General features: G+C 74.7%; 22 protein-coding genes. 15 read left to right on the top strand and 7 right to left on the bottom strand.

Translation table 11 applies throughout. From position 1 onward, the window contains the following. Nucleotides 1-219: 219 nt before the first annotated feature. From ACFC02_RS13340 to mshD, 6 genes are all read left to right on the top strand, one after another. Nucleotides 220-1,242 (top strand): LacI family DNA-binding transcriptional regulator, encoded by a 1,023-nt coding sequence (locus ACFC02_RS13340; RefSeq protein ID WP_376355992.1) that lies wholly within the window; start codon nucleotides 220-222, stop codon nucleotides 1,240-1,242. Between the two features lie 155 nt (nucleotides 1,243-1,397). Then, nucleotides 1,398-2,579, top strand: a complete 1,182-nt coding sequence (locus ACFC02_RS13335; protein WP_376355990.1) for a S1C family serine protease — start codon at nucleotides 1,398-1,400, stop codon at nucleotides 2,577-2,579. A 97-nt stretch (nucleotides 2,580-2,676) separates the two neighbouring features. After that, nucleotides 2,677-2,868 carry a hypothetical protein gene (locus ACFC02_RS13330; protein WP_376355988.1) on the top strand — a complete coding sequence of 64 codons (192 nt, stop codon included), beginning with the start codon at nucleotides 2,677-2,679 and terminating at the stop codon, nucleotides 2,866-2,868. Between the two features lie 132 nt (nucleotides 2,869-3,000). Continuing rightward, the gene (locus ACFC02_RS13325) at nucleotides 3,001-3,756 is read left to right on the top strand and encodes a response regulator transcription factor (RefSeq protein WP_376355986.1); all 756 of its coding nucleotides are present in this window, start codon (nucleotides 3,001-3,003) and stop codon (nucleotides 3,754-3,756) included. Continuing rightward, entirely contained in the window at nucleotides 3,753-5,207 is a 1,455-nt protein-coding gene (locus ACFC02_RS13320; protein WP_360967518.1) for a HAMP domain-containing sensor histidine kinase, read from the top strand. The genes ACFC02_RS13325 and ACFC02_RS13320 overlap by 4 nt, the downstream gene beginning before the upstream one ends. A 209-nt stretch (nucleotides 5,208-5,416) precedes the next feature. Then, nucleotides 5,417-6,337, top strand: coding sequence for a mycothiol synthase (gene mshD / locus ACFC02_RS13315; RefSeq protein WP_376355984.1), 921 nt, complete (start codon nucleotides 5,417-5,419; stop codon nucleotides 6,335-6,337). On the opposite strand, the gene ACFC02_RS13310 is transcribed toward mshD, so the two are convergent. From ACFC02_RS13310 to ACFC02_RS13290, 5 genes are all read right to left on the bottom strand, one after another. After that, nucleotides 6,315-7,049 carry an ABC transporter gene (locus tag ACFC02_RS13310; RefSeq protein WP_376355982.1) on the bottom strand — a complete coding sequence of 245 codons (735 nt, stop codon included), beginning with the start codon at nucleotides 7,047-7,049 and terminating at the stop codon, nucleotides 6,315-6,317. The genes mshD and ACFC02_RS13310 overlap by 23 nt on opposite strands. Continuing rightward, complete coding sequence (locus ACFC02_RS13305; protein ID WP_376355980.1) at nucleotides 7,037-8,614, bottom strand: ABC transporter permease; 1,578 nt, start codon at nucleotides 8,612-8,614, stop codon at nucleotides 7,037-7,039. The genes ACFC02_RS13310 and ACFC02_RS13305 overlap by 13 nt, the downstream gene beginning before the upstream one ends. Continuing rightward, nucleotides 8,611-9,474 (bottom strand): ABC transporter ATP-binding protein, encoded by an 864-nt coding sequence (locus tag ACFC02_RS13300; protein ID WP_376355978.1) that lies wholly within the window; start codon nucleotides 9,472-9,474, stop codon nucleotides 8,611-8,613. The genes ACFC02_RS13305 and ACFC02_RS13300 overlap by 4 nt, the downstream gene beginning before the upstream one ends. Nucleotides 9,475-9,583: 109 nt before the next feature. Further along, entirely contained in the window at nucleotides 9,584-10,471 is an 888-nt protein-coding gene (locus ACFC02_RS13295) for a zf-HC2 domain-containing protein (protein WP_376355976.1), read from the bottom strand. After that, a complete protein-coding gene (locus tag ACFC02_RS13290) occupies nucleotides 10,468-11,019 on the bottom strand; it encodes an RNA polymerase sigma factor (protein ID WP_376355974.1) in 552 nt (183 codons plus the stop codon). Before ACFC02_RS13290 ends, ACFC02_RS13295 begins: the two co-directional genes overlap by 4 nt. Nucleotides 11,020-11,159: 140 nt before the next feature. Between ACFC02_RS13290 and ACFC02_RS13285 the strand changes: the two genes are divergently transcribed. From ACFC02_RS13285 to ACFC02_RS13260, 6 genes are all read left to right on the top strand, one after another. Beyond that, a complete protein-coding gene (locus tag ACFC02_RS13285) occupies nucleotides 11,160-11,570 on the top strand; it encodes a GntR family transcriptional regulator (protein ID WP_376355972.1) in 411 nt (136 codons plus the stop codon). Next, nucleotides 11,567-12,496, top strand: a complete 930-nt coding sequence (locus ACFC02_RS13280) for an ABC transporter ATP-binding protein (RefSeq protein WP_376355970.1) — start codon at nucleotides 11,567-11,569, stop codon at nucleotides 12,494-12,496. The genes ACFC02_RS13285 and ACFC02_RS13280 overlap by 4 nt, the downstream gene beginning before the upstream one ends. After that, a complete protein-coding gene (locus ACFC02_RS13275) occupies nucleotides 12,493-13,530 on the top strand; it encodes an ABC transporter permease (protein ID WP_376355968.1) in 1,038 nt (345 codons plus the stop codon). Before ACFC02_RS13280 ends, ACFC02_RS13275 begins: the two co-directional genes overlap by 4 nt. Next, entirely contained in the window at nucleotides 13,527-14,354 is an 828-nt protein-coding gene (locus ACFC02_RS13270; RefSeq protein ID WP_376355966.1) for a hypothetical protein, read from the top strand. The genes ACFC02_RS13275 and ACFC02_RS13270 overlap by 4 nt, the downstream gene beginning before the upstream one ends. Nucleotides 14,355-14,665: 311 nt before the next feature. After that, nucleotides 14,666-16,909 (top strand): RNA degradosome polyphosphate kinase, encoded by a 2,244-nt coding sequence (locus ACFC02_RS13265; RefSeq protein ID WP_376355964.1) that lies wholly within the window; start codon nucleotides 14,666-14,668, stop codon nucleotides 16,907-16,909. Then, nucleotides 16,890-18,092 (top strand): CHAD domain-containing protein, encoded by a 1,203-nt coding sequence (locus ACFC02_RS13260; RefSeq protein WP_376355962.1) that lies wholly within the window; start codon nucleotides 16,890-16,892, stop codon nucleotides 18,090-18,092. Before ACFC02_RS13265 ends, ACFC02_RS13260 begins: the two co-directional genes overlap by 20 nt. Nucleotides 18,093-18,361: 269 nt before the next feature. Here ACFC02_RS13260 and ACFC02_RS13255 read toward each other — a convergent pair whose 3' ends face one another. Continuing rightward, nucleotides 18,362-18,520: a hypothetical protein gene (locus ACFC02_RS13255; RefSeq protein WP_376355960.1), complete on the bottom strand. Its 159-nt coding sequence runs from the start codon at nucleotides 18,518-18,520 to the stop codon at nucleotides 18,362-18,364. Between the two features lie 141 nt (nucleotides 18,521-18,661). Here ACFC02_RS13255 and ACFC02_RS13250 point away from each other — a divergent pair, with 141 nt between their 5' ends. Both ACFC02_RS13250 and ACFC02_RS13245 read left to right on the top strand, forming a co-directional pair. Continuing rightward, complete coding sequence (locus ACFC02_RS13250) at nucleotides 18,662-19,498, top strand: hypothetical protein (protein ID WP_376355958.1); 837 nt, start codon at nucleotides 18,662-18,664, stop codon at nucleotides 19,496-19,498. A 130-nt stretch (nucleotides 19,499-19,628) separates the two neighbouring features. Then, nucleotides 19,629-19,805, top strand: coding sequence for a hypothetical protein (locus ACFC02_RS13245; RefSeq protein ID WP_360967576.1), 177 nt, complete (start codon nucleotides 19,629-19,631; stop codon nucleotides 19,803-19,805). A 156-nt stretch (nucleotides 19,806-19,961) separates the two neighbouring features. Here ACFC02_RS13245 and ACFC02_RS13240 read toward each other — a convergent pair whose 3' ends face one another. Beyond that, nucleotides 19,962-20,336: a metal-sensitive transcriptional regulator gene (locus tag ACFC02_RS13240; RefSeq protein WP_376355956.1), complete on the bottom strand. Its 375-nt coding sequence runs from the start codon at nucleotides 20,334-20,336 to the stop codon at nucleotides 19,962-19,964. 218 nt (nucleotides 20,337-20,554) lie between these two features. On the opposite strand from ACFC02_RS13240, the gene ACFC02_RS13235 reads away from it, so the two are divergent. Then, a complete protein-coding gene (locus ACFC02_RS13235) occupies nucleotides 20,555-21,175 on the top strand; it encodes a DUF47 domain-containing protein (RefSeq protein ID WP_026252685.1) in 621 nt (206 codons plus the stop codon).

Raw genomic sequence — 21,175 nt, 5'->3', positions numbered from 1 at the left:
GACCGGGCCGGGCGGCCGGTGGTCCGGACGCCGTACCGGTGATCTGTCCGCCCGCGGATGCTCCGCCGTCCGCCCGTGGATGATCCACCGCCCGCCCGCGCATGATCCACCGCCCGCCCGCGGGTGATCCACCGCCCGTCGGCGCACGGCGTCGCGGCCCCGCGTCCACGCACCGGTTACTCCCTGCCCGGGGCGTGTCCATCCGCGTAGACTCCGCGCGTGGCCAAGGTGACTCGGGACGACGTGGCGAGACTGGCGGGGACTTCCACCGCCGTGGTCAGCTATGTCATCAACAACGGACCCCGGCCGGTCGCCCCGGCCACGCGCGAGCGTGTCCTCGCCGCGATCAAGGAACTGGGGTACCGGCCCGACCGGGTGGCCCAGGCCATGGCGTCGCGGCGCACGGACCTGATAGGCCTGATCGTCCCGGACGCCCGCCAGCCCTTCTTCGGGGAGATGGCGCACGCGGTCGAGTGGGCGGCGGCCGAGCGCGGCAAGATGGTCCTCGTCGGCAACTCCGACTACGTCGCCGAGCGCGAGGTCCACTACCTGCGGGCCTTCCTCGGGATGCGGGTCTCCGGGCTGATCCTGGTCTCCCACGCGCTGAACGACCTGGCGGCGGCCGAGATCGAGGCGTGGGACGCCCGGGTGGTGCTGCTGCACGAGCGGCCCGAGGCCATCGACGACGTCGCCGTCGTCACCGATGACCTGGGCGGCGCCCAGCTCGCCGTACGGCACCTGCTGGAACACGGTTACGACTACGTGGCCTGCCTGGGCGGCACCGCGGACACGCCCGCCGTGGGCGACCCGGTCTCCGACCACGTCGAGGGCTGGCGCCGCGCGATGGCGGAGGCGGGGCTCCCGACCGAGGGACGCCTGTTCGAAGCGCCGTACAACCGCTACGACGCCTACCGGGTCGGTCTGGAGGTCCTCGCCGGGCCCGACCGGCCGCCGGCGATCTTCTGCTCCACCGACGACCAGGCTATCGGCCTGCTGCGGGCGGCGCGGGAGCTGCGCATCGACGTGCCGGGGGAACTGGCGGTGGCCGGTTTCGACGACATCAAGGAGGCGGCGCTGGCGGACCCGCCGCTCACCACGGTCGCCTCGGACCGGTCGGCGATGGCCCGCGCGGCCGTGGACCTGGTGCTGGACGACGGGCTGCGGGTCGCCGGGTCGCGGCGGGAGCGGCTGAAGGTGTTCCCGTCACGGCTGGTGGTACGCGGTTCCTGCGGCTGCGAGTGAGCGGTTTCGGCGGCTGCGAGTGAGACGACGCCCGCGCGGCGCTTCCTCGCAGCGGCGCGATGGCGGCGCTTCCTTATATCGGGCATACGAGGTTCTGTCGGGCTTTTCAGCGAGGACTCAGGAAGCTCTCATGATCCCGGGTCACTCTCAATGACATGACCGAGAGCATCCGCCGCAGCGGCGAGTACGAGTACCCCCAGGGTGACGGACAGGCCCCGACCGGCTCCGCCTCGCCCGTGAACCCGGAGTGGCCGCCCCCGCCGGCGTACCCCCCGGCGCACGCTCCGGCGCAGCCTGCCGCCGCCGAGCCCGGCGCTCACGGCGCGTACGCCCCGTACGACGCGTACGGAGCGCAGACCGCTCACGGTTCTCACGGCTCTCACGGCGGCCACGGCTCTCACGGCGGTGGGCACGACGGCGGCACCGCTCTCCTGCCCGCCGTCCCGGCCGGGCCCGCCCCCAAAAAGCGCGCCAAGGGCCCGCTCGCGCTGCTCGCCGCAGTGGCGATCGCCGCGGCGGCCGTCGGCGGCGGCACCGCCTACGCCTTCCAGCAGCTGACCGGCACGGACACCGTCGCCTCCAGCAGCACCAGCACCGACGTGGTCCCCTCCAGCCAGCGCGGCAGCATCTCGGCGATCGCCAAGGCGGTCAGCCCGAGCGTCGTCGAGATCACCGCCACGCTCGACAACGGGACCTCCACCGGCTCCGGCGTGGTCGTCAGCAGCGGCGGCGAGGTCGTCACCAACAACCACGTGATAGCGGGCGCCTCGTCGGTCAAGGCGCGGACCAGCAACGGTGACACGTACACCGCGCAGGTGGTCGGCACCGACAGCTCCAAGGACCTGGCCCTGATCAAACTGGAGGGCGCCTCCGGTCTGAAGCCCGCGGCACTGGGCAACTCCGACGGTGTGGCGGTCGGCGACCAGGTCGTCGCGATCGGCTCCCCCGAGGGCCTGACCGGCACCGTCACCAGCGGCATCGTCTCCTCGCTCGACCGGGACGTGACCGTGTCCACGGACGAGAGCCAGGGGCAGGGCCAGGGCCAGGGCGACGGCCAGTGGCCCTTCGAGTTCGGCGGCCGGCACTTCAACGGCGACACCGGCTCCTCGACCACCACCTACAAGGCGATCCAGACCGACGCGTCCCTCAACCCGGGCAACTCCGGCGGAGCGCTGATCGACGCCAACGGCAACATCATCGGCATCAACTCGGCGATGTACTCGGCGGCGGCCGCCTCGGACTCCTCCAGCGCCGGCAGCGTCGGCCTCGGCTTCGCCATCCCGATCAACACCGTCAAGGCCGACCTGGCCAAGCTGCGCTCCGGCGCACAGAACTGACAGCAGAGCCGGCACCGGGACCCCGGTACCCCGAACCACGGACGAAAGAGGACACGCAGGACCAGAACGGGCACCACCGCACGACAAGGAGAACGTCATGCTCCAGCAGCTCGCGCACCAGAAGAACGGCAACCCCGACGCGACCGCCCGCGCGGACATCCCCGAGAGTCGCGCCCCGCAGACCGTCCCCTGCCTCGCCGTCCCCCATCTGATGGGCCTGCGCCGGCCCGCCACGCGCCCGCACCGCCACAAGGTGCCCCTGCGGCGGCTGACGGCCGTGGCGGCGTGAGCGGCCGCGCGCCGCACCTTACGGGTGCCGGACATGCGAATCTGGGAGCATCCCCTCACGGGCCCGGGAAGCGACCCACCGGTCGCACCGCCGGGCCCCTCCGGCCCCGAACGACCCGAGGAACCACGACCGATGAGCCCCGCCGACGGCGACCGCGACCGTGACGACCGCGACCGTGCCGCCCAGCGCATCCTGATCGTCGACGACGAGCCCGCGGTGCGCGAGGCCCTCCAGCGCAGCCTCGCCTTCGAGGGCTACGACACGGAGGTCGCCGTGGACGGCGCGGACGCGCTGGAGAAGGCGGGGGCCTACCAGCCGGACCTGGTCGTCCTCGACATCCAGATGCCCCGCATGGACGGCCTGACCGCCGCCCGCCGGATCCGCGGCGCCGGAGACACCACCCCGATCCTCATGCTGACGGCCCGCGACACGGTCGGCGACCGGGTGACCGGCCTGGACGCCGGGGCGGACGACTACCTGGTCAAGCCCTTCGAACTGGACGAGCTGTTCGCCCGGATCCGCTCGCTGCTGCGCCGCAGCTCGTACGCGGCGGCCGTGGCCGACGACGTCGACGAGGGTGACGTGCTGGCCTTCGCCGACCTGCGCATGGACCTCGCGACCCGCGAGGTGACGCGCGCCGGGCGCCAGGTGGAACTGACCCGGACCGAGTTCACGCTCCTGGAGATGTTCATGGCGCACCCGCGCCAGGTACTCACCCGGGAGCAGATCCTGAAGGCGGTGTGGGGCTTCGACTTCGAACCGTCGTCGAACTCCCTCGACGTCTACGTGATGTACCTGCGGCGCAAGACCGAGGCGGGCGGCGAGCCGCGCCTGGTGCACACCGTGCGCGGGGTCGGGTACGTCCTGCGGCAGGGCGGCGCGGAGTGAACAAGGCGGTGCGCCGGTTCCGGTCCCTGCCGATCCGCTCCCGGCTCGCGCTGCTGGTGGCGGCGGCGGTGGCGTTCGGCGTGGCCGCGGTGTCGGTGACCTGCTGGTTCATCGTCCAGGGCAAGCTGATCCAGCAGCTCGACGCGGACCTCAAGGCGGCCAGCAGCCCGGTGCGCTCGCAGAGCGTGGAGAACCTGCTGACCAACTGCACCACCACGCCCAGCACCACGGACGACCGCGGCCCCGGCTCCACCGACTACTACGTCCAGGTGATCAGCGCCACCGGCGGGACCTGCGTCTTCGGCAACTCCGTCGGCACGGTCAGGGTCACCGGCGCGGACACCGAGATCGCCCGCAACGCCGGGCAGGGCATCGAGCGGCTGCACGACGGCAGGGACACCAAGGGCAACCCGGTGCGCGTGCTGACCTCCCCGCTGCTCATCGCCTCCCCCGCCGGTCCCCAGCTGTACCCCGGGCACGCGCTGCTGATCGCCACGCCGCTGAAGGACACCGACAAGACCCTCGACGACCTGGCCCTGCTGCTCCTGCTCGTCTCCGGCATAGGCGTCGTCGGCGCGGGGGCCGCCGGGCTCGCGGTCGCCCGCGCCGGGCTGCGGCCCGTGGACAAGCTCACCGAGGCCGTCGAGCACGTGGCCCGCACCGAGGACCTGACCATCCGCATCCCCGTCGAGGACGACAGCGAGGACGAGATCGCCCGGCTGTCGCGCTCCTTCAACTCGATGACCGCGTCCCTGGCGTCCTCCCACGACCTCCAGCAGCAGCTGATCGCCGACGCGGGCCACGAACTCCGTACGCCCCTCACCTCCCTGCGCACCAACATCGAACTGCTCACCCGCAGCGAGGAGACGGGCCGCCCGCTGCCGGAGGCGGACCGCAAGGCGCTGCTGGCCTCCGTGAAGGCGCAGATGACGGAACTGGCCGCCCTGATCGGCGACCTCCAGGAGCTGTCCCGTTCGGAGGGGCAGCGCGGCGAGCGGATCCAGGTGATCGCGCTCCAGGACAGCGTGGAGGCGGCGCTGCGCCGCGCCCGGCTGCGCGGCCCGGAGCTGACCATCACGGCGGACGTCGAGCCCTGGTTCGTGCGGGCCGAGCCGGCGGCCATGGAACGCGCGATCGTCAACATCCTGGACAACGCGGTGAAGTTCAGCCCCGAGGGCGGCACCGTCGAGGTGCGGCTCACGGCCGGCGTCCTCACGGTCCGCGACCACGGCCCCGGCATCCCGTCCGACGAACTCCCCCACGTCTTCGACCGCTTCTGGCGCTCCCCCAGCGCCCGCGCCCTGCCCGGCTCGGGCCTCGGCCTGTCCATCGTCGCCCGCACCGTCCAGCAGTCCGGCGGCGAGGTCACCCTGACCCGCGCCCAGGACGGTGGCACCGTGGCGACGGTGCGCCTGCCGGGGGCGCCCACCCCGCCCCCCGAACTGCCTTGAGCGCGTCACCGAACACCGCCCGCGTTCCCGTACCGCAGGCGGGCACCCGTCAGCGGCCCGTACGGTCCGCGCCCCCGCGGGCCACGGCGCCGCCGGGCGAGGTGCCGCGCGTGGCGGTGGGCCGGGGTGCCGCGCGTCGCCGTGGGCCGGGGTGAACGGACCGGGCCGACACCCACGTGACCCGGCGCCCGCTCTGTACTCTCAAAAGCATGACCAGCGACGAGACCGCACCGATCGCCCGCTCACTGGAGACCCTTTCCGCGCTCTCCCCGGACCAGGCCGACACCGTGTTCGCTCTGCTGTCCGCGGCGGCCCGCGACGACGGACAGCAGGCGGTGTCCGAACAGGGCAGGCTCCAGTTGCGCGGGGGCGCCCGCGAAGGCGTGTCGCATCTGCTGCTGCGGGTCGACGGTGAACTGGTGGGCTACGCGCAGCTGGAGGACACCGACCCGGTGGAGGCGCCCGCCGCCGAACTGGTCGTGCACCCGGCGCACCGTGGGCACGGGCACGGCCGGGCGCTCGGCTCGGCGCTGCTCGCCGCCTCCGGCAAGCGGCTGCGGGTGTGGGCGCACGGCGGGCACTCCGCCGCCCGGCACCTGGCACAGGTGCTCGGGCTGACCCTGTTCCGCGAACTGCGGCAGATGCGGCGCCCGCTCACCGACTTCGACCTGCCCGAGCCCGTGCTGCCGCAGGGCGTCACGGTACGGGCGTTCGTGCCCGGCCAGGACGACGCCGCCTGGCTCGCCGTGAACGCGGAGGCGTTCGCCCACCACCCCGAGCAGGGCTCCCTCACCCAGCGGGACCTCGACGCCCGCAAGGCCGAACCGTGGTTCGACCCGAGCGGGTTCTTCCTGGCCGAGCGGGAGGGCCGGCTGGCCGGCTTCCACTGGACCAAGGTGCACGCCGAGGAGGGGCTGGGCGAGGTGTACGTCCTCGGGGTGCGGCCCGGTGCGCAGGGCGGCGGCCTCGGCAAGGCGCTCACCGTGACCGGCCTGCGCCACCTGGCGGAGCGTGGCCTGCCGACCGCGATGCTCTACGTCGACGCCGACAACAAGGCGGCGGTGTCGGTCTACGAGCGGCTCGGCTTCACGACGTACGAGACGGACCTCATGTACCGGACGGAGGTCTGAATGTACCGGACGGAGGTGTGACGCCGGCGGCCTTCGGGCGCGCGGCGCAGCGGCGCCGCGCCGGCGGCTCGGGCAGGCACGCCGCGCAGATCACCGCGGCGGCGCCCAGGACGGCCGTCCACCAGTGGTGGGCCGCGGCCCAGTCGGGGTCGCCCGGGGCGGGCAGCGGGTTCCACCGGGCCGGTGCCAGCAGCGCGGCGACGGCGAGGGCGAGCAGGGCGAGCGCGACCGCGGCGCCCGGTGCCGGCTCCGTACGCAGACGTACCGAGGCCGAAGCGAGCGCCAGGGCGGCCGCCGCGACCGCCGCCGCCTCCAGGGTGAGGGCACCGGCCGGCGGGCGGGCCCCGTCGGGTACGAGGAACAGCGCGGCGGTCCACCAGGCCGCGGCGAGCGGGGCGATAAGCGCCAGGCGCACCGCGGCCCGTAGCGCCCGCCGTACGGGGACCGCCGAGGTGGTGACCCGGGCCGGGTCGTCGAACAGGAACGCCAGGCCGAACCCGCCGAGCAGCGCGACCAGTCGCAGCACCCCCAGCCCGAGAGCCGGGTCCGGGCCGCCGGCGCCGGACATCAGCCGCACGCTCCCGGCGGCCGGCAGTCCCAGTGCGCCCGCCGCGCCGAGCACCCGCCACGGCAGGGACCGCCACACCGGCCCCAGCAGCGCGCCGATCACCCGCCGCGTACCGCTCCCTTTTCCGTCCTTCACCTCTCGCACGCGTCTCCGGCCCCCTTCGCGTGGCTCACGCCGGGCACGTCCAGCAGGTCGGCGACGCGGGCCGTGGACGTGCCGGGCGCGGTCAGTTCGGCCCAGTGGGACTTCACGGCCGAGGCGGCCTCCTGGCGCGGGCGGTGCAGCAGCGCCCGTACGACCTCGGTCTGTGCGGCGCTCATCCGCAGGCCGCCGGTGGGCGTCAGCACGTAACTGCCGCCTTCGAGGCTGTCGTCGAGCCGGACGTCGCGCAGGGCGGTGACCGGGTCGGGTGCCGCGCCCAGGGCGAGCCACATGACGGTGACGACACGGCCGTCACACACCTCGGCGCCCGCCCGCTCGTCGCCCGCGACCAGCACGGAGGCCAGGCCGACGGAGAACTCCGGGACCCGGTTGCCGCCCCAGCGGGTGCCGACCGTGGCGGTGCCGGGAGCGGTGAGCGGGTCGTAGGCGCCGCCGCCGTCCAGTCCGTAGCGTGCCTCGACGCGCTGGCGCACGGTCAGCGGCCGGGTGGCGGCGGTGCCGCCGGCCAGGGAGCGGACGCGGTCGGCGGTCTTCGCCCAGGCGTCGGTGCGGCCGGTCCACTCGGGCAGCGCGCAGTACGTCGTCGTCCCGCGCGCCGCGCAGCTCTCGACGGCCTCCGGGTGCTCGGACACCCGGGCGCGGGCCGCCTGGAGCGCGGCGGAGGGGCCCGGGGACTGCCCGGCGATCCCGGCGGCGGTCGCGGCGAGCGCGAGGACGGCGAACGCCTTGACGCGGACGGTACGGCCGCCCGAGCGCAGCAGCGCGGCGCCCAGCAGGAGGGCGGCCAGACCGGCCAGGTAGAGCGCGTGCCAGGCGGCCGGGCGGCCCACCAGGCCGGAGGGCAGGGGATCGGAACCGGTCTCGGTCACGACCGGGGCCAGCCACTGGACCCAGTGGGCGCCGCCCGCCCCGACGCCGAGGAAGGCGGGGGCCATGAATCCGGCGACGACGACGAGCAGGGCCGCGAACCAGGAGGGCACCAGCCGGGCCAGGAGCACGCCCGCGACCCCGCACAGCAGCACTGTCAGCGGGGCCACCGCGAGTTCGGCGGCCGAACCGTGGCCGACCGCGCCCGCCCTGAGCGCGTCCGAGGTGAAGCGGACGGCGACGACGAGGGCGGTGAACAGCGCGAACGGGACGACGGACAGGGCGTGGGCGAGGGTGCGCCGCCACGGTTCCATGACCAGGACGCCCAACTGCTCCTCGGTGCCCCGGCGCCGGGAGCGCAGCACGGCCCGGTCGGCGCAGACGAACAGGGCGACGCCGAGGAGCAGCGCGCCGCTCTGGGTGGCCCGGTCGGCGTCCTGGAGGGCGGGGTGGTCGGCCATTCCCTCGTGGCCGGCGTGCCAGCCGGCGTGGCCGGAGTACGTCCGCCAGGCAGTGGCGGCGACGTACACCGCGAAGAAGAGCAGGACCACGGCCTGGCGGGCCAGTTCGCGGCTCTCGACGCGGGCCAGGGCGAGCACGGCCCGCACGCGCGGGCCGCTGGGCGTCCGGCCGGCGGCGGTCACGGAGGCGGCCTCTGGGGGTGCGGTGCTCGTCGTCATCGGGCCGCCGCCTTCGTGCCGCAGGCGTCCAGGGTGAGCAGGTAGCCGTCCTCCAGGGTGGGTTCGAGCAGGCGGGCGCCGTCGGGCGGTTCGCCCACGTTGCGGAAGTCGCCGGTGCCGGTGCGCCATCCGGCGCGTGCGGCCGGGTCGCGTTCGGTGCTGCTCCACACCCGGCCCGCGGCCCGCGCGGTCAGTTCGGCGGGGGTGCCCTCGAAGCGGACGCGGCCGCCGGCCATGACGACCACGCGGTTGCAGAGCATGGAGACGTCCTCGGTCTGGTGGGTGGACAGCAGCACGGTGCGGTCCTCGCCGGTGCGGGTGACCAGGTCCCTGAAGCGCATCCGCTGCTCGGGGTCGAGACCGACGGTGGGCTCGTCCAGGACGAGGAAGCGGGGGTCCCCGACGAGCGCGGCGGCGAGGGCGACGCGCTGCCGCATGCCGCCGGAGAGCTTCTTGATGCGCCGTCCGCGCACGTCGCCGAGGCCGACCTCCTCCAGGACGCGCCGCACCTCGCGGTGGCGGGCGCCGCGGTCGGTGAGTTCCTTGAGGATCGCGACGTAGTCGACGAACGCGAACGCGGTGAAGTCGGGGTGCAGGCCGGGGTTCTGCGGCAGGTAGCCGAGCCGGCGGCGCACCGCCAGGCGGCCGTCGGTGGTGCCGGGGTCGTGGCCGAGCACGGTGAAGGCGCCCCGGTCGGCGGGGACGGCGGTGGCGAGCACCCGCAGCAGGGTGGTCTTCCCCGCCCCGTTGGGCCCGAGCAGCCCGGTGATGCCCTCCCCCAGGCTCAGGGACACGTCGTCGAGAGCGGCGGTGCCGCCGTAGCGGAGGGTGAGCCCGGAGGCGGAGACGGTGTGGGTCACGAGGCACTCCTGTACGGAGGATCGGTGCGGTTCGGGTGAGGTGACGGGGAGGGAGACGGGAAGAGGAAGGGGGACGGGGCGGGGGAGGGCGCGGGCGACGGGGCGCGCGTCACGGCGGTCCCCCGTGCCGCAGGCCCGGGTGGGGAGTGCGGGGCGCGGTCAGGTCGAAGCGGTCCCGCAGACGGAAGAGGAGGACGGTGGCGAGGACGGCGACCGCGGCGGCCGTGCCCTGGCCGGCCGCCGTGAACTGCGGCAGGGGCGTGTCGCCGTGCCGGGTCGCCCGGGCCACCAGCAGGAGGGCCGTCCAGGCGCCGCCGGTCAGGGCGGGTGCGAGGACCGGGCCGAGCCGGGGGGTGAGGGCGAGGCCGGTGGCGGTGAGGGCGAGGGCGGGCAGCAGCCAGGCCAGGGCGCGCAGCCCGTAGCCGGGCAGGGCGAGGGTGGCCAGGCCGTTGACGCCGAGCCCGGTGGCCAGCACGGCGACCGTGCGCAGCAGCACCAGCCGGAACCCGTGCAGCGGGGCGACCACCGCCGTCTCGTAAGCGGGGTCGAGGGCGGGCCCGTAGGCGAGCGCCACCCCGGCGAGCGGCAGCAGCGGCGCGAGCGCGAGGAACAGGGCCGGCGAGTCGGCCGAGCGCAGCGTGTCGGACACGGCGACGGTCATCACCAGCACCGCGGTGACGGCGATCAGCCATGAGCGGCGCAGCACGGGGGTGGCGGCCAGCAGCCGCGCGGTGTGGTCGGCGACCCCGCAGCGCAGCAGCAGCGCTTCGAGCGGCCCGGGGCGGGGCGCGTCGAGTTCGGCGTCCAGCCGGGCCCAGCCCTCCTCCAGCGCCACCGGGTCGGTGAGCGCGGCGAGCCGGGCCCGGCACGCGGCGCAGCCGGCGAGGTGGGTGTCGGTGGACCACAGCAGCGGCGGGGCGAGTTCGCCGCGGTCGTAGGCGCGCAGGTGCTCGTCCGCGACGTGCCAGGTCTTCCGGGGTGTCGTTCCGCCGCTCATGCCAGCGCCTCCCGCAGTTGCCTGCGGGCGCGCATGGCCCGCGTCTTGACCGTGCCGGGCGGGATGCCGAGCAGGACGGCCGCCTCCCGGGTGGTGAGTCCGTCGATGACGGTGGCCTGGAGGACCGCCCGCAGTTCCGGCGAGAGCCGGGTGAGGGCACCGGCGAGGTCGCCGTGCTCGACGCCCGTGAGCACGCGTTCCTCGGCGGAGGCCTCGTCGCGGTGGCGCAGCCGGGCCAGGGCCTGGCGCAGCCGGCCGCGCGCGCCGTCGCCGCGCAGGGCGTCGATCAGGCGGCGCGAGCCGATCCGCCACAGCCATCCGGCCGCGTCCCCCGCGGCTGCCTGTTCCCGGTAGTGGGCCTTGCCGCGCCAGACGGCGAGGAAGGTCTCCTGGACGACGTCGTCGACCATCGCGGGGTCGGCGCAGCGTCCGCGCAGCCGCGCGGTCAGCCACGGCGCGTACCGCCGGTACAGCTCCTCGAAGGCGCGCCGGTCCCGGTCCGCCGCGATGGCCCGCAGCAGTTCCCCGTCGCTTCTCGTTGCGCTCACGTCTCCTCTTCGGACGGACCCCGCGATCCGGTTCACTGCGGGCCGGGGTCCGCGTACGCCGGGCGCCGCGGGCGTTTGACTTTCCCGGCCGTCTTGCACCACCCTTTCACTACTCAATTAGTGAAAGGGTGGTGCACGGGGTGCTCGAATACCGCATCGACCGGCACAGCGGCGTGGCCACCTACATGCAGATCGTCCAGCAGACCAAGCAGGCCCTGCGCCTGGGCGCCCTGCAGCCCGGCGACCGGCTGCCCACGGCCCGCGAGGTCGTGGAGGCCACCGCCATCAATCCCAACACCGTACTCAAGGCCTACCGCGAGCTGGAACGCGAAGGGCTGGTGGAGGCCCGCCGCGGTCTCGGCACCTTCGTACGCCGCTCGCTCGGCACCGCCCCCGCCGACGACTCCCCGCTCCGCGCGGAGCTGGACGGCTGGGCCGGGCGGGCCCGCGCGGCCGGCCTGGACCGCGACGACGTGGCCGCGCTCTTCACCGCCGTACTCGACCGACACTTCGCCCCGCGCGGAGAACATCCCCAGGGAGACCCGTCATGACCGACACCGGCACGGCACTCGAGGCGGCCGCGCTGGGCAAGCGGTACGCCCGGCGCGCCAAGGGCTGGGCGCTGCGCGAGTGCGCCTTCCGGCTGCCCGCCGGGCGCGTCTGCGCCCTGGTCGGCCCCAACGGGGCGGGCAAGTCCACCCTGCTCACCCTCGCCGCCGGTCTGCTCGCCCCCAGCGAGGGCCGTATCACCGTCCTCGGCACCGACCCGGCGAGCGCCCGCACCCGGGTCGGCTACGTCGCCCAGGACAAGCCGCTCTACCCGCAGCTCACCATCGCCGAGACGCTGCGCATGGGCGCCGACCTCAACCCGGGGCGCTGGGACGCGGCCGGCGCCGAACGGATCGTGGCCGCCGGCGACCTCGACCCGCGCTCCCGCGTCCGCACCCTGTCCGGCGGCCAGCGCACCCGGGTCGCGCTCGCACTGGCCCTGGGCAAACGGCCCGAACTGCTGCTGCTCGACGAGCCGATGGCCGACCTGGACCCGCTGGCCCGGCACGACCTCATGGGCGTCCTGATGGGCGAGGCCGCCCGGCACGGCACCACGATCATGCTGTCCTCGCACGTCGTCGCCGAGCTGGAGGACTCCTGCGACCACCTGCTGCTCGTCGGCGGCGGCCGGGTCCGGCTGGCCGGCGAGATAGACGACCTGCTGGCCGCGCACACCCGCGTGACCGCGCCCGCCGACACCGCCGAACTGGCCCGGCACACCGTCGTCGAGTCCCGCACCACCGGCCGCCGGGTCACCGCGCTGATCCGGCCCCGGGGCCCCCTGCCCGAGGACTGGCACGCCGGCCCGCCCAGCCTGGAGGAACTCGTCCTCGCGCACCTGCGCAACCCCTCGGCCCCAGCCCTGGACGGGTCCGGCGAGAGCCACCCGCCCCAGGAGAACCGCACGACCCAGGAGAACCGCGCATGACCGCCCCGACCGCCCCGACCGGCCCGGCCCCCGCGGCCGCCGGACCCCACGCCGGCCGGCCGCGCCTGGTGCGCTGGCTGCTGCGCCTGCACCGCCCCGCGCTGTACACGTGGACCGTGCTCGTCGTCGTCCTCGCCGCCGGCCTGGTCTGGCTGTGGGGCCCGCTCGCCGACGCCGCGGCGAGCGCCTGGCGGCAGTACGACGCCTGCGGCATGTCCCCGCGCTGCTCGTACGACCAGGACGCGATCCTGCGCTACAAGGACGTCTACAGCTACACCACCCTCGCCCTCAACGCGCTCCCGCTCCTGGTCGGCGCCTGGGCCGGCGGCTCCCTGTTCGGGCGCGAGCTGGAGAGCGGCACCGCACGGCTCGCCTGGGCCCAGGGCGTCACCCCCACCCGCTGGCTGGCGACCCGCCTGGCCCTCCCGGCCGCCCTGGTCACCGTGGGCACCGGCCTGCTGGTGCTGCTGCACAACCGGGCCTGGTCTGCGGCACGCGGCCGGGTCGACACCGCCAAGGACTGGACCGACACCTGGACCCTGCACGCCAACGGCCCCACCACCGTCGCCCTCGCCCTGGCCGCCCTCGCCGCGGGCGCGCTGGCCGCCCTGCTGTGGCGGCGCACCCTGCCCGCGCTGGCCACCGGCCTGTGCGTGGCCGCCGGCCTGCGCGGCCTGGCCGGCCTGGCGCTGCCCCACATGTGGCCCGCCGTCACCCGCGTCACCACCCTGGAGCAGGGCTACGACGGCGGCGGGCTCCAGCTCGGCCACGGCCTGGTCACCGCCACCGGTGCGCACATCCCCGACCCCGGCTGCGGTTCCCCGGACCCGGCCGTGTGCGCCGGGACGTACGCGAAGCTGCACGCCACCGGCTTCTACACCGAGAGCCAGCCGTTCTCCCACTACTGGCCGCTGCAGCTCACCACCAGCGCCCTCGTCCTGGTCCTCGCCTGCCTGCTCGCCGGGGCCGCGTTCACCGTCCTGCGGCGCACCACCCGCCCGGCGGCCACCGCCCGCGAGGAGGCCACCGCGTGAGCACCGCGCTCGTCCAGGGCCTGCCGCGCACCGTCCTCACCGTGCACCGCGCCGCCCTGCTCGTCTGGGGCGCGTTCGTGACCGGCACGATCGGCTGGCTGGTGTGGCTGAACGAGGTCACCGCCGAGCGGGCGCACGCCTCCGCCTCGCCGTTCGCCGCCCTCGACTACAGCGATCCGACCGGCTGGATCGCCGCGCTCGTCTGCTACAGCTTCCTCGCGGTGGCCGCGTTCGCCGGCGCCTCCCTCGTCGGCCGCGAACTGGAGTCCGGCACCGCCCGCCTCGCCTGGACCCAGGGCGTGAGCCCCGCCCGCTGGCTGACGGCCAAGCTCGCCGTGCCCGCCGCGGCCCTCACCCTCGGCGGCACCGCCCTCGTCCTGGCCTACCGCTGGGGCTGGGCGGCCCACCGCGACCTGATGCGCGACAACTGGGCCTACGCCGACGTCTTCGTGGCCCGCGGTCCTGCCACCGTGGCCTACGCCCTGTGCGCCCTGTCGGCCGGCGCGCTCACCGCGCTGCTCGTCCGCCGCACCCTGCCCGCCCTCGGCGTCTCCTTCGCCGCGATGTGGCTGCTCCACCTCCTCCTGGAGGCCGCCCGCCCCCACCTGTGGCCCGCCGTCACCCGCACCTCGCCGCACCCGGTCGCACTGCCCCGCGACGCCTATCTGCTCCGGACCGGCGGCAACGGCGAACGGTACGTCGCCACGTACCACCCGCAGTCCCACTTCTGGCCGCTGCACCTGCTGGAGACGGGCATCGTCCTCACCGTCACGGCAGCGGTCACCGCCGCCGCGTTCACGGTGCTGCGCCGCGGCACGGCGTGAGCACCGCGGCGGCCCGTACGTCCCTTCCACGGGGGGAGGGACGTACGGGCCGCCCCGGGAAGGGCGCACCGACGCGGCCGCGCGTCCCAGGGGCGCGACCGGGGCGGGCCACCGGCCGCCCCCCTGCGGGCCGCCCCCCGCTATCCCGCACGTCATGTCTCCGTAACCGGTGATTCAGACAGGCTTGCGACGCTCGCCCAATGAAACCCGCCGTGCCCGAGCCTCCGCCGCCCCCCGAGGGGTCCGCAGCCGCGCTCCCGCCCGCGCCTTCCGACGCGCCTGGCGCCCTCGCCGCGCGGAAGAATGGATTCATGAGCCAGCCAGACACCCAGGCAGCAGCGCAGCAGGCCCCTCACCCCCAGCCCTCCGTGGGCTCCCTGGCGGCCCACCGGCCGCACACCGTGGCCGCGGCCGTCTCCGACCTGGACCCCGACCTCGACGCCGACCTCGACGTCTACGAGGAGGTACGGGACGGCGAGGACCAGCTCCCACAGGGACGCTTCCTCGACCGGGAGCGCAGCTGGCTCGCCTTCAACGAGCGCGTCCTGGAACTGGCCGAGGACCCGGACACGCCCCTGCTGGAGCGGGCCAACTTCCTCGCGATCTTCGCCAGCAACCTGGACGAGTTCTTCATGGTCCGCGTCGCCGGCCTCAAACGCCGTATCGCCACCGGTGTCGCCACCCGCTCCGCCTCCGGCCTCCAGCCCCGCGAGGTGCTGGAGATGATCTGGGCCCGCTCCCGCGAACTCATGGCCCGCCACGCCGCCTGCTACCAGGAGGACGTCGCCCCCGCCCTCGCGGAGGAGGGCATCGAGCTGGCCCGCTGGAGCGAGCTGACCGAGAAGGAACAGGCCCGCCTGTTCACCCTCTTCCGCCAGCGCATCTTCCCCGTGCTGACCCCGCTGGCCGTCGACCCCGCGCACCCCTTCCCGTACATCTCCGGCCTCTCCCTCAACCTGGCCGTCGTCGTGCGCAACCCGGTCACCGGCCACCGCCACTTCGCCCGCGTCAAGGTCCCGCCGCTGCTCAACCGCTTCCTGGAAAGCTCCCCCGGCCGCTACGTCCCCCTGGAGGACGTCATCGCCGCCCACCTGGAGGAGCTGTTCCCGGGCATGGAGGTCCTGGAGCACCACACCTTCCGGCTCACGCGCAACGAGGACCTGGAGGTCGAGGAGGACGACGCCGAGAACCTCCTCCAGGCCCTGGAGAAGGAACTGATGCGGCGCCGCTTCGGGCCGCCGGTGCGCCTGGAGGTCGAGGAGTCCATCGACCGCGAGGTGCTCGACCTGCTGGTGCGCGAGCTGAAGATCAGCGAGGCCGAGGTCTACCCGCTGCCCGGTCCGCTCGACCTCACCGGCCTCTTCCGCATCCACAGCCTGGACCGGCCCGAGCTGAAGTACCCCAAGTTCGTCGCCGGCACCCACCGCGACCTCGCCGAGGTCGAATCGGCCTCCCCGCCGGACATCTTCGCCGCGCTGCGCAGCCGCGACGTGCTCCTGCACCACCCCTACGACTCGTTCTCCACCTCCGTGCAGGCCTTCCTGGAGCAGGCCGCCGCCGACCCCGACGTCCTCGCCATCAAGCAGACCCTGTACCGGACGTCGGGCGACTCCCCCATAGTCGACGCGCTCATCGACGCCGCCGAGTCCGGCAAACAGGTCCTCGTCCTGGTCGAGATCAAGGCCCGCTTCGACGAACACGCCAACATCAAGTGGGCGCGCAAGCTCGAAGAGGCCGGCTGCCACGTCGTCTACGGCCTGGTCGGCCTGAAGACCCACTGCAAGCTGTCCCTGGTGGTCCGTCAGGAAGGCGGCGACACACTGCGCCGCTACAGCCACGTCGGCACCGGCAACTACCACCCCAAGACCGCCCGGCTGTATGAGGACCTCGGACTGCTCACCGCCGACCCGCAGGTCGGCGCGGACCTCTCCGACCTGTTCAACCGGCTCTCCGGCTACTCCCGCCGCGAGACCTACCGCCGCCTCCTCGTCGCCCCCAAATCCCTGCGCGACGGCCTGGTCTCCCGCATCCACAAGGAGATCCAGCACCACCGCGCCGGCCGGCCCGCCTTCATCCGCGTGAAGGTCAACTCCATGGTGGACGAGGCCGTCGTCGACGCGCTCTACAGCGCCTCCCAGACGGGCGTCCCCGTCGACGTGTGGGTGCGCGGCATCTGCGCCCTGCGCCCCGGCGTACCGGGCCTGTCGGAGAACATCCGCGTCCGCTCGATCCTCGGCCGCTTCCTCGAACACTCCCGGGTCTTCGCCTTCGGGGGCGGCGGGGAGCCCGAGGTGTGGATCGGCAGCGCCGACATGATGCACCGCAACCTCGACCGCCGGATCGAGGCCCTGGTCCGGGTCACCGACCCCGCCCACCGGGCCACCCTCAACCGGCTGCTGGAAACGGGCATGTCCGACACCACCGCCTCCTGGCACCTCGGCCCGGACGGCGACTGGACCCGGCACGCGAGCGACGCGGACGGCCAGCCCCTGCGCAACATCCAGGAGACGCTCATAGACGCCCGGAGGCGCCGGCGTGGCACAGCAACACCTTGACCCGACGCACCGGCCCACTGCCGCCGTGCCGCCCCCCGCGCCCCAGGGGCCCGGCGGCGCACCCACCGCGGACGGCCTCGCCGCCTATCTGCGGGCCCAGGCCACGGAGTTCCTGCGCGCGCTGCGCCTGCACCGCGAGGCCGGCCCCGCGGCGGGCAACGGCGAGGAGGCCGCCGATGCGGCGCGCGCCCTGCGCCGCTCCGCCCGCCGCATCAGCGGCAGCCTGCACACCTTCCGGGGCGTGCTGGACGAGACCTGGGCGGAGGAACTGCGCCCGGAACTGGCCTGGCTCTCGGGCACCCTGGCCCGCGAACACGCCTGCCAGGCCCGCCTGGACCGGCTCCTCACCGCCCTGACCAGGCTCTCGGGGCCCGCCGGACCCGCCAGGCCGGCCGGACCCGCCGGACCGGCGGACTTCCCGACTCCCGCGGCGGCGACCGCGGGCACGGGCGCGGGCGCGGCGGGCACGGGAGCAGCGGCGGGCCCGCGAGCGGGGACGGCCGCCCGCGCCGTGAACCACCCGCCGCAGCCGGCCGCCCCGGACCGCGGCAGCCTCGCCGTGGGCGCCGCCAAGGCGGGCGCCCTGCTGGACCGTCAGCTCACCCTGGCCCGTACCCGCGCCCACTCCACGGCCCTCCAGGCACTGGGGTCGAGCCGCTTCCACGCCGTCGCCGACAAGGTCGCCGTCCTCGCCAGCGACGTCCCCCTCACCCCCACCGCGCACGCCACGGACCTGCGTCCCCTCGCCGCGGCCGCCGAGGAACGCCTCGCGGACGCGGTCGCCGCCCTGCCGCTGGTCACCGCGGGCAGCCCCTACAACGCGGCGGCCCTGGTCCACGGCCTGTCCCCGGACCCGTCCCCGCACCCGCAGGACGCCCCCTGGCACCAGGTGCGCCTGCTGCTGCGCCTGCACCGCTACGCCCAGGAGGCCCTGCTCGGCGCCCCGGGCACCACCCGGGCCCCCGCCGACGCACGGCTGCCGGAGGCCGGCCGGGCGCTCGACCGGCACCGCGACGCCTCGGAGGCGGCGGCCGCGGCGTCCTCGGCCGCCCGCACCCCGCGCATCGCCCCGGCGACGGCGTACGCGCTCGGCGTGCTCCACGCCGACCAGCGGCACGAGGTGGAGGCGGCCCGGTTCGCCTTCCAGCAGTGCTGGCTCAGACAGACCGTGGCCGCCGGCTGAGAGGGCGGTGGCACGCCCGGTGACGTCCCCGAGGACACCGTCGCCCTGGCGGCGGACTGCCTCCTGTGGCGCCGCTCGCCGGCCGGCGCCGGCCTCGGACTCGGCCCGGTGCACCGGCCGAAGCACGACGACCGGTCCTGCCCCCAGGGCAAGCCGAAGCACGGTGAGGACCCGCTCACGCCTCGTCGGCGACCGCCTCGCCCGGACCCGCGACCGTGACCTCGGCGGCCAACTGCTGCGCACACCAGGGGAGCAGGGCCCCGGGCCACTCAGGCGTCGCGCGCGTGAGCCTCCGCGTCCGTGCGGGCCAGGCTGCGCGCCCGGCGGGCGGGACCGCGCCAGCCGCAGGTGCAGCGGGCCAGACAGAAGCGGCCCTGTTCGGCGGTCGTCGTGCGGTGTTCCCCCTGCCGGGGTTCGTCCTGCGCCACGCGGGCCACGCTACCCACCCGGGATGAACGGCCGGTGACGGCTCGCCACCGGGCGGCCCGGCGCGTGACGGGGCTCCCTACCCGTCGTTAACCGGACGACAGGGGCCCGGTACGGACGCGGCAGCTGGGGGTAGGCAGGCGATGACGCAGCGGTGGCGGCAGGCGAGCGGGGCGGCGGTGCTCGCGGCGGGGCTCCTGCTCGGCGCGGGCGCCACGGGATGCTCCGGCAGGGGCGTGGCCGCCGAGGACGCCCGCGCCGCCGACGACCCGGTGCGCACCCTGCGCCAGGCCCCCGACGCGCTGCTGCAGGCGGGCACCTCCCAGACGCGTACGTCGATGGAGATGGCGGCCGGCGGGACCCGCGTGACGATCCGCGGCGAGGGCGCCTACGACTTCCGCGCCCAGCGCGGGCAGCTGACGGTGATCCTGCCGCAGGACCCGGCCGGGACCAGCGGGCACCCGCCGATCGTCGAACTCCTCGCCCCGGGCGCGCTGTTCATGAAGAACCGGGGCGCGGGCGTACCCGCCGACAAGTGGGTGCGGGTGGCGACGGCCACGCTCTCCGACGGCAACCTCGTCACCGGCGGCGCCACCGACCCGTTCGCCGCGGCGGAGGTGCTGCGCGGGACGCGGACGGCGACGTACGTGGGCCGGACCGAGGTCGCGGGAGTGGCGGTGCGGCACTACCGGGGCACCGCCGACCTCGCCGTGGCGGCCGACGCGGCCTCGGCGGCGGGCGAGGGCGCGCTGCGGGCGGCGGCGAAAGGGTTCGCCACCCCCGATGTCCCGTTCGACGTCTACCTCGACGACGCGGGCCGCGTCCGCAAGCTCCGGCAGAGCTTCGCCTTCGTCAACGCCCGCCGCAAGGGCACGGTGGAGGTGTTCTCCACCACGCTGCTGTACGCCTTCGGGACCCCGGTGACCGTGACGCTGCCCCGCGCGGGAGACATCTACACCGGCCGGGTGGCCGAGGAGTGAGCGCGCGCCGCCCCGGGCCCCGGGGCCGGAAATGACCGGCGAACTAGCCCTTCCGTGCCATGCGCGGGCCGTGGACGGCTCCCTACTCTAGGTCTGTTGTCGCCGAATCCGGTGACGCGGGGAAGAGGTGATGCACGTGGCTCCGGTCGGCGGTAGGGCGGTTCAGGACCACGTGGCCCTGGCCGAGATCGAACTGTGCGGCGAGCTGATCATCGCCGCCTCGGCGGCCCGGGAGCGGCTCAGCCTGGAGTACATCGACGAGGTGCTGCGGGTGGCCGAGGAGCGCCACGCCCCCGCCGGCCGGTGACCCGCACCGGACGCAGACCCTCCGTCGGCCGCCGGTGACCCGCGCCGGACACCGGCTCCCCCACCCGGCCGCTGACCTCCACGGCCGCCGTCCCGCGCCGGACGGAGACCCCGCCGCCGGTGATCCCCGTCACGCACCCCCCGGACCCGCGCCCCCTCAGGTGCGCAGCAGCCGTCCGATGGCCTTGGTGGCCTCCTCGACCTTCGCGTCGATCTCGGTGCCGCCCTTGACGGCCGCGTCGGCGACACAGTGCCGCAGGTGCTCCTCCAGCAGTTGCAGCGCGAAGGACTGCAGGGCCTTGGTGGAGGCGGACACCTGCGTCAGTATGTCGATGCAGTAGGTGTCCTCGTCGACCATGCGCTGCAGCCCGCGGATCTGCCCCTCGATCCGCCGCAGCCGCTTGAGGTGCTCACCCTTCTGCTTGTGGTAGCCGTGCGTGACGTGCTCGTCACCCGCGCTCCCCGGCGGGGCGGTGTTCTCCGGCCCGGTGATCCCGGAGGGCGCCGTCGCGCCGGCCTCGGTGGTCGTCATCGCGTCCTCCCGCTCGGAACGGAAAACAAACAGAAACCCGGAAGGCATACCCCTGGCGGGTATATCGTACCGAATTTTCCGGGGTACCGGCCCCTTGCACCGCCCCCGTGCCGACCACTGTGCCTGATGGGCGACACTGGGGGACGGCCCCTTAGCCGTGGCCGGATGATGCGCTTAGCATCACCCTGACCGAAACCGATGCACCCCGAGGACCCCTTGTGCGCTTTCGTCTGACCCCCAGGGAGACGAGCTTCTACGACATGTTCGCCGCGTCCGCGGACAACATCGTCACGGGCTCGAAACTCCTGATGGAACTGCTCGGGGCGGACGCATCCGCCCGGGCCGAGATCGCAGAGCGTATGCGGGCCGCGGAACACGCCGGTGACGACGCCACGCACGCGATCTTCCACCAGCTGAACTCCTCGTTCATCACGCCCTTCGACCGCGAGGACATCTACTCCCTCGCGTCCTCCCTCGACGACATCATGGACTTCATGGAGGAGGCCGTCGACCTGGTCGTCCTCTACAACGTCGAGGAACTGCCCAAGGGCGTCGAGCAGCAGATCGAGGTCCTGGCCCGCGCCGCGGAGCTGACCGCCGAGGCCATGCCGCACCTGCGGACCATGGACAACCTCACCGAGTACTGGATCGAGGTGAACCGCCTGGAGAACCAGGCGGACCAGATCCACCGCAAGCTGCTCGCCCACCTGTTCAACGGCAAGTACGACGCGATCGAGGTGCTGAAGCTCAAGCAGATCGTGGACGTACTGGAAGAGGCGGCGGACGCCTTCGAGCACGTGGCGAACACGGTGGAGACCATCGCGGTCAAGGAGTCCTGA

Source organism: Streptomyces sp. NPDC056160, assembly GCF_042268205.1.
In the GTDB taxonomy this organism is placed as follows: domain Bacteria; phylum Actinomycetota; class Actinomycetes; order Streptomycetales; family Streptomycetaceae; genus Streptomyces.
The sequence above is the reverse complement of the archived record's forward strand: the minus strand, read 5'-3'. Positions and strand labels throughout refer to the sequence as shown.

Coding starts and splice junctions, on each gene's coding strand:
- ACFC02_RS13335 (WP_376355990.1), top strand. CDS start 1,398: ATGACCGAGAGCATCCGCCGCAGCGGCGAGTACGAGTACCCCCAGGGT.
- ACFC02_RS13330 (WP_376355988.1), top strand. CDS start 2,677: ATGCTCCAGCAGCTCGCGCACCAGAAGAACGGCAACCCCGACGCGACC.
- ACFC02_RS13325 (WP_376355986.1), top strand. CDS start 3,001: ATGAGCCCCGCCGACGGCGACCGCGACCGTGACGACCGCGACCGTGCC.
- mshD (WP_376355984.1), top strand. CDS start 5,417: ATGACCAGCGACGAGACCGCACCGATCGCCCGCTCACTGGAGACCCTT.
- ACFC02_RS13305 (WP_376355980.1), bottom strand. CDS start 8,614: ATGACGACGAGCACCGCACCCCCAGAGGCCGCCTCCGTGACCGCCGCC.
- ACFC02_RS13295 (WP_376355976.1), bottom strand. CDS start 10,471: ATGAGCGGCGGAACGACACCCCGGAAGACCTGGCACGTCGCGGACGAG.
- ACFC02_RS13280 (WP_376355970.1), top strand. CDS start 11,567: ATGACCGACACCGGCACGGCACTCGAGGCGGCCGCGCTGGGCAAGCGG.
- ACFC02_RS13275 (WP_376355968.1), top strand. CDS start 12,493: ATGACCGCCCCGACCGCCCCGACCGGCCCGGCCCCCGCGGCCGCCGGA.
- ACFC02_RS13265 (WP_376355964.1), top strand. CDS start 14,666: ATGAGCCAGCCAGACACCCAGGCAGCAGCGCAGCAGGCCCCTCACCCC.
- ACFC02_RS13250 (WP_376355958.1), top strand. CDS start 18,662: ATGACGCAGCGGTGGCGGCAGGCGAGCGGGGCGGCGGTGCTCGCGGCG.
- ACFC02_RS13245 (WP_360967576.1), top strand. CDS start 19,629: ATGCACGTGGCTCCGGTCGGCGGTAGGGCGGTTCAGGACCACGTGGCC.
- ACFC02_RS13240 (WP_376355956.1), bottom strand. CDS start 20,336: ATGACGACCACCGAGGCCGGCGCGACGGCGCCCTCCGGGATCACCGGG.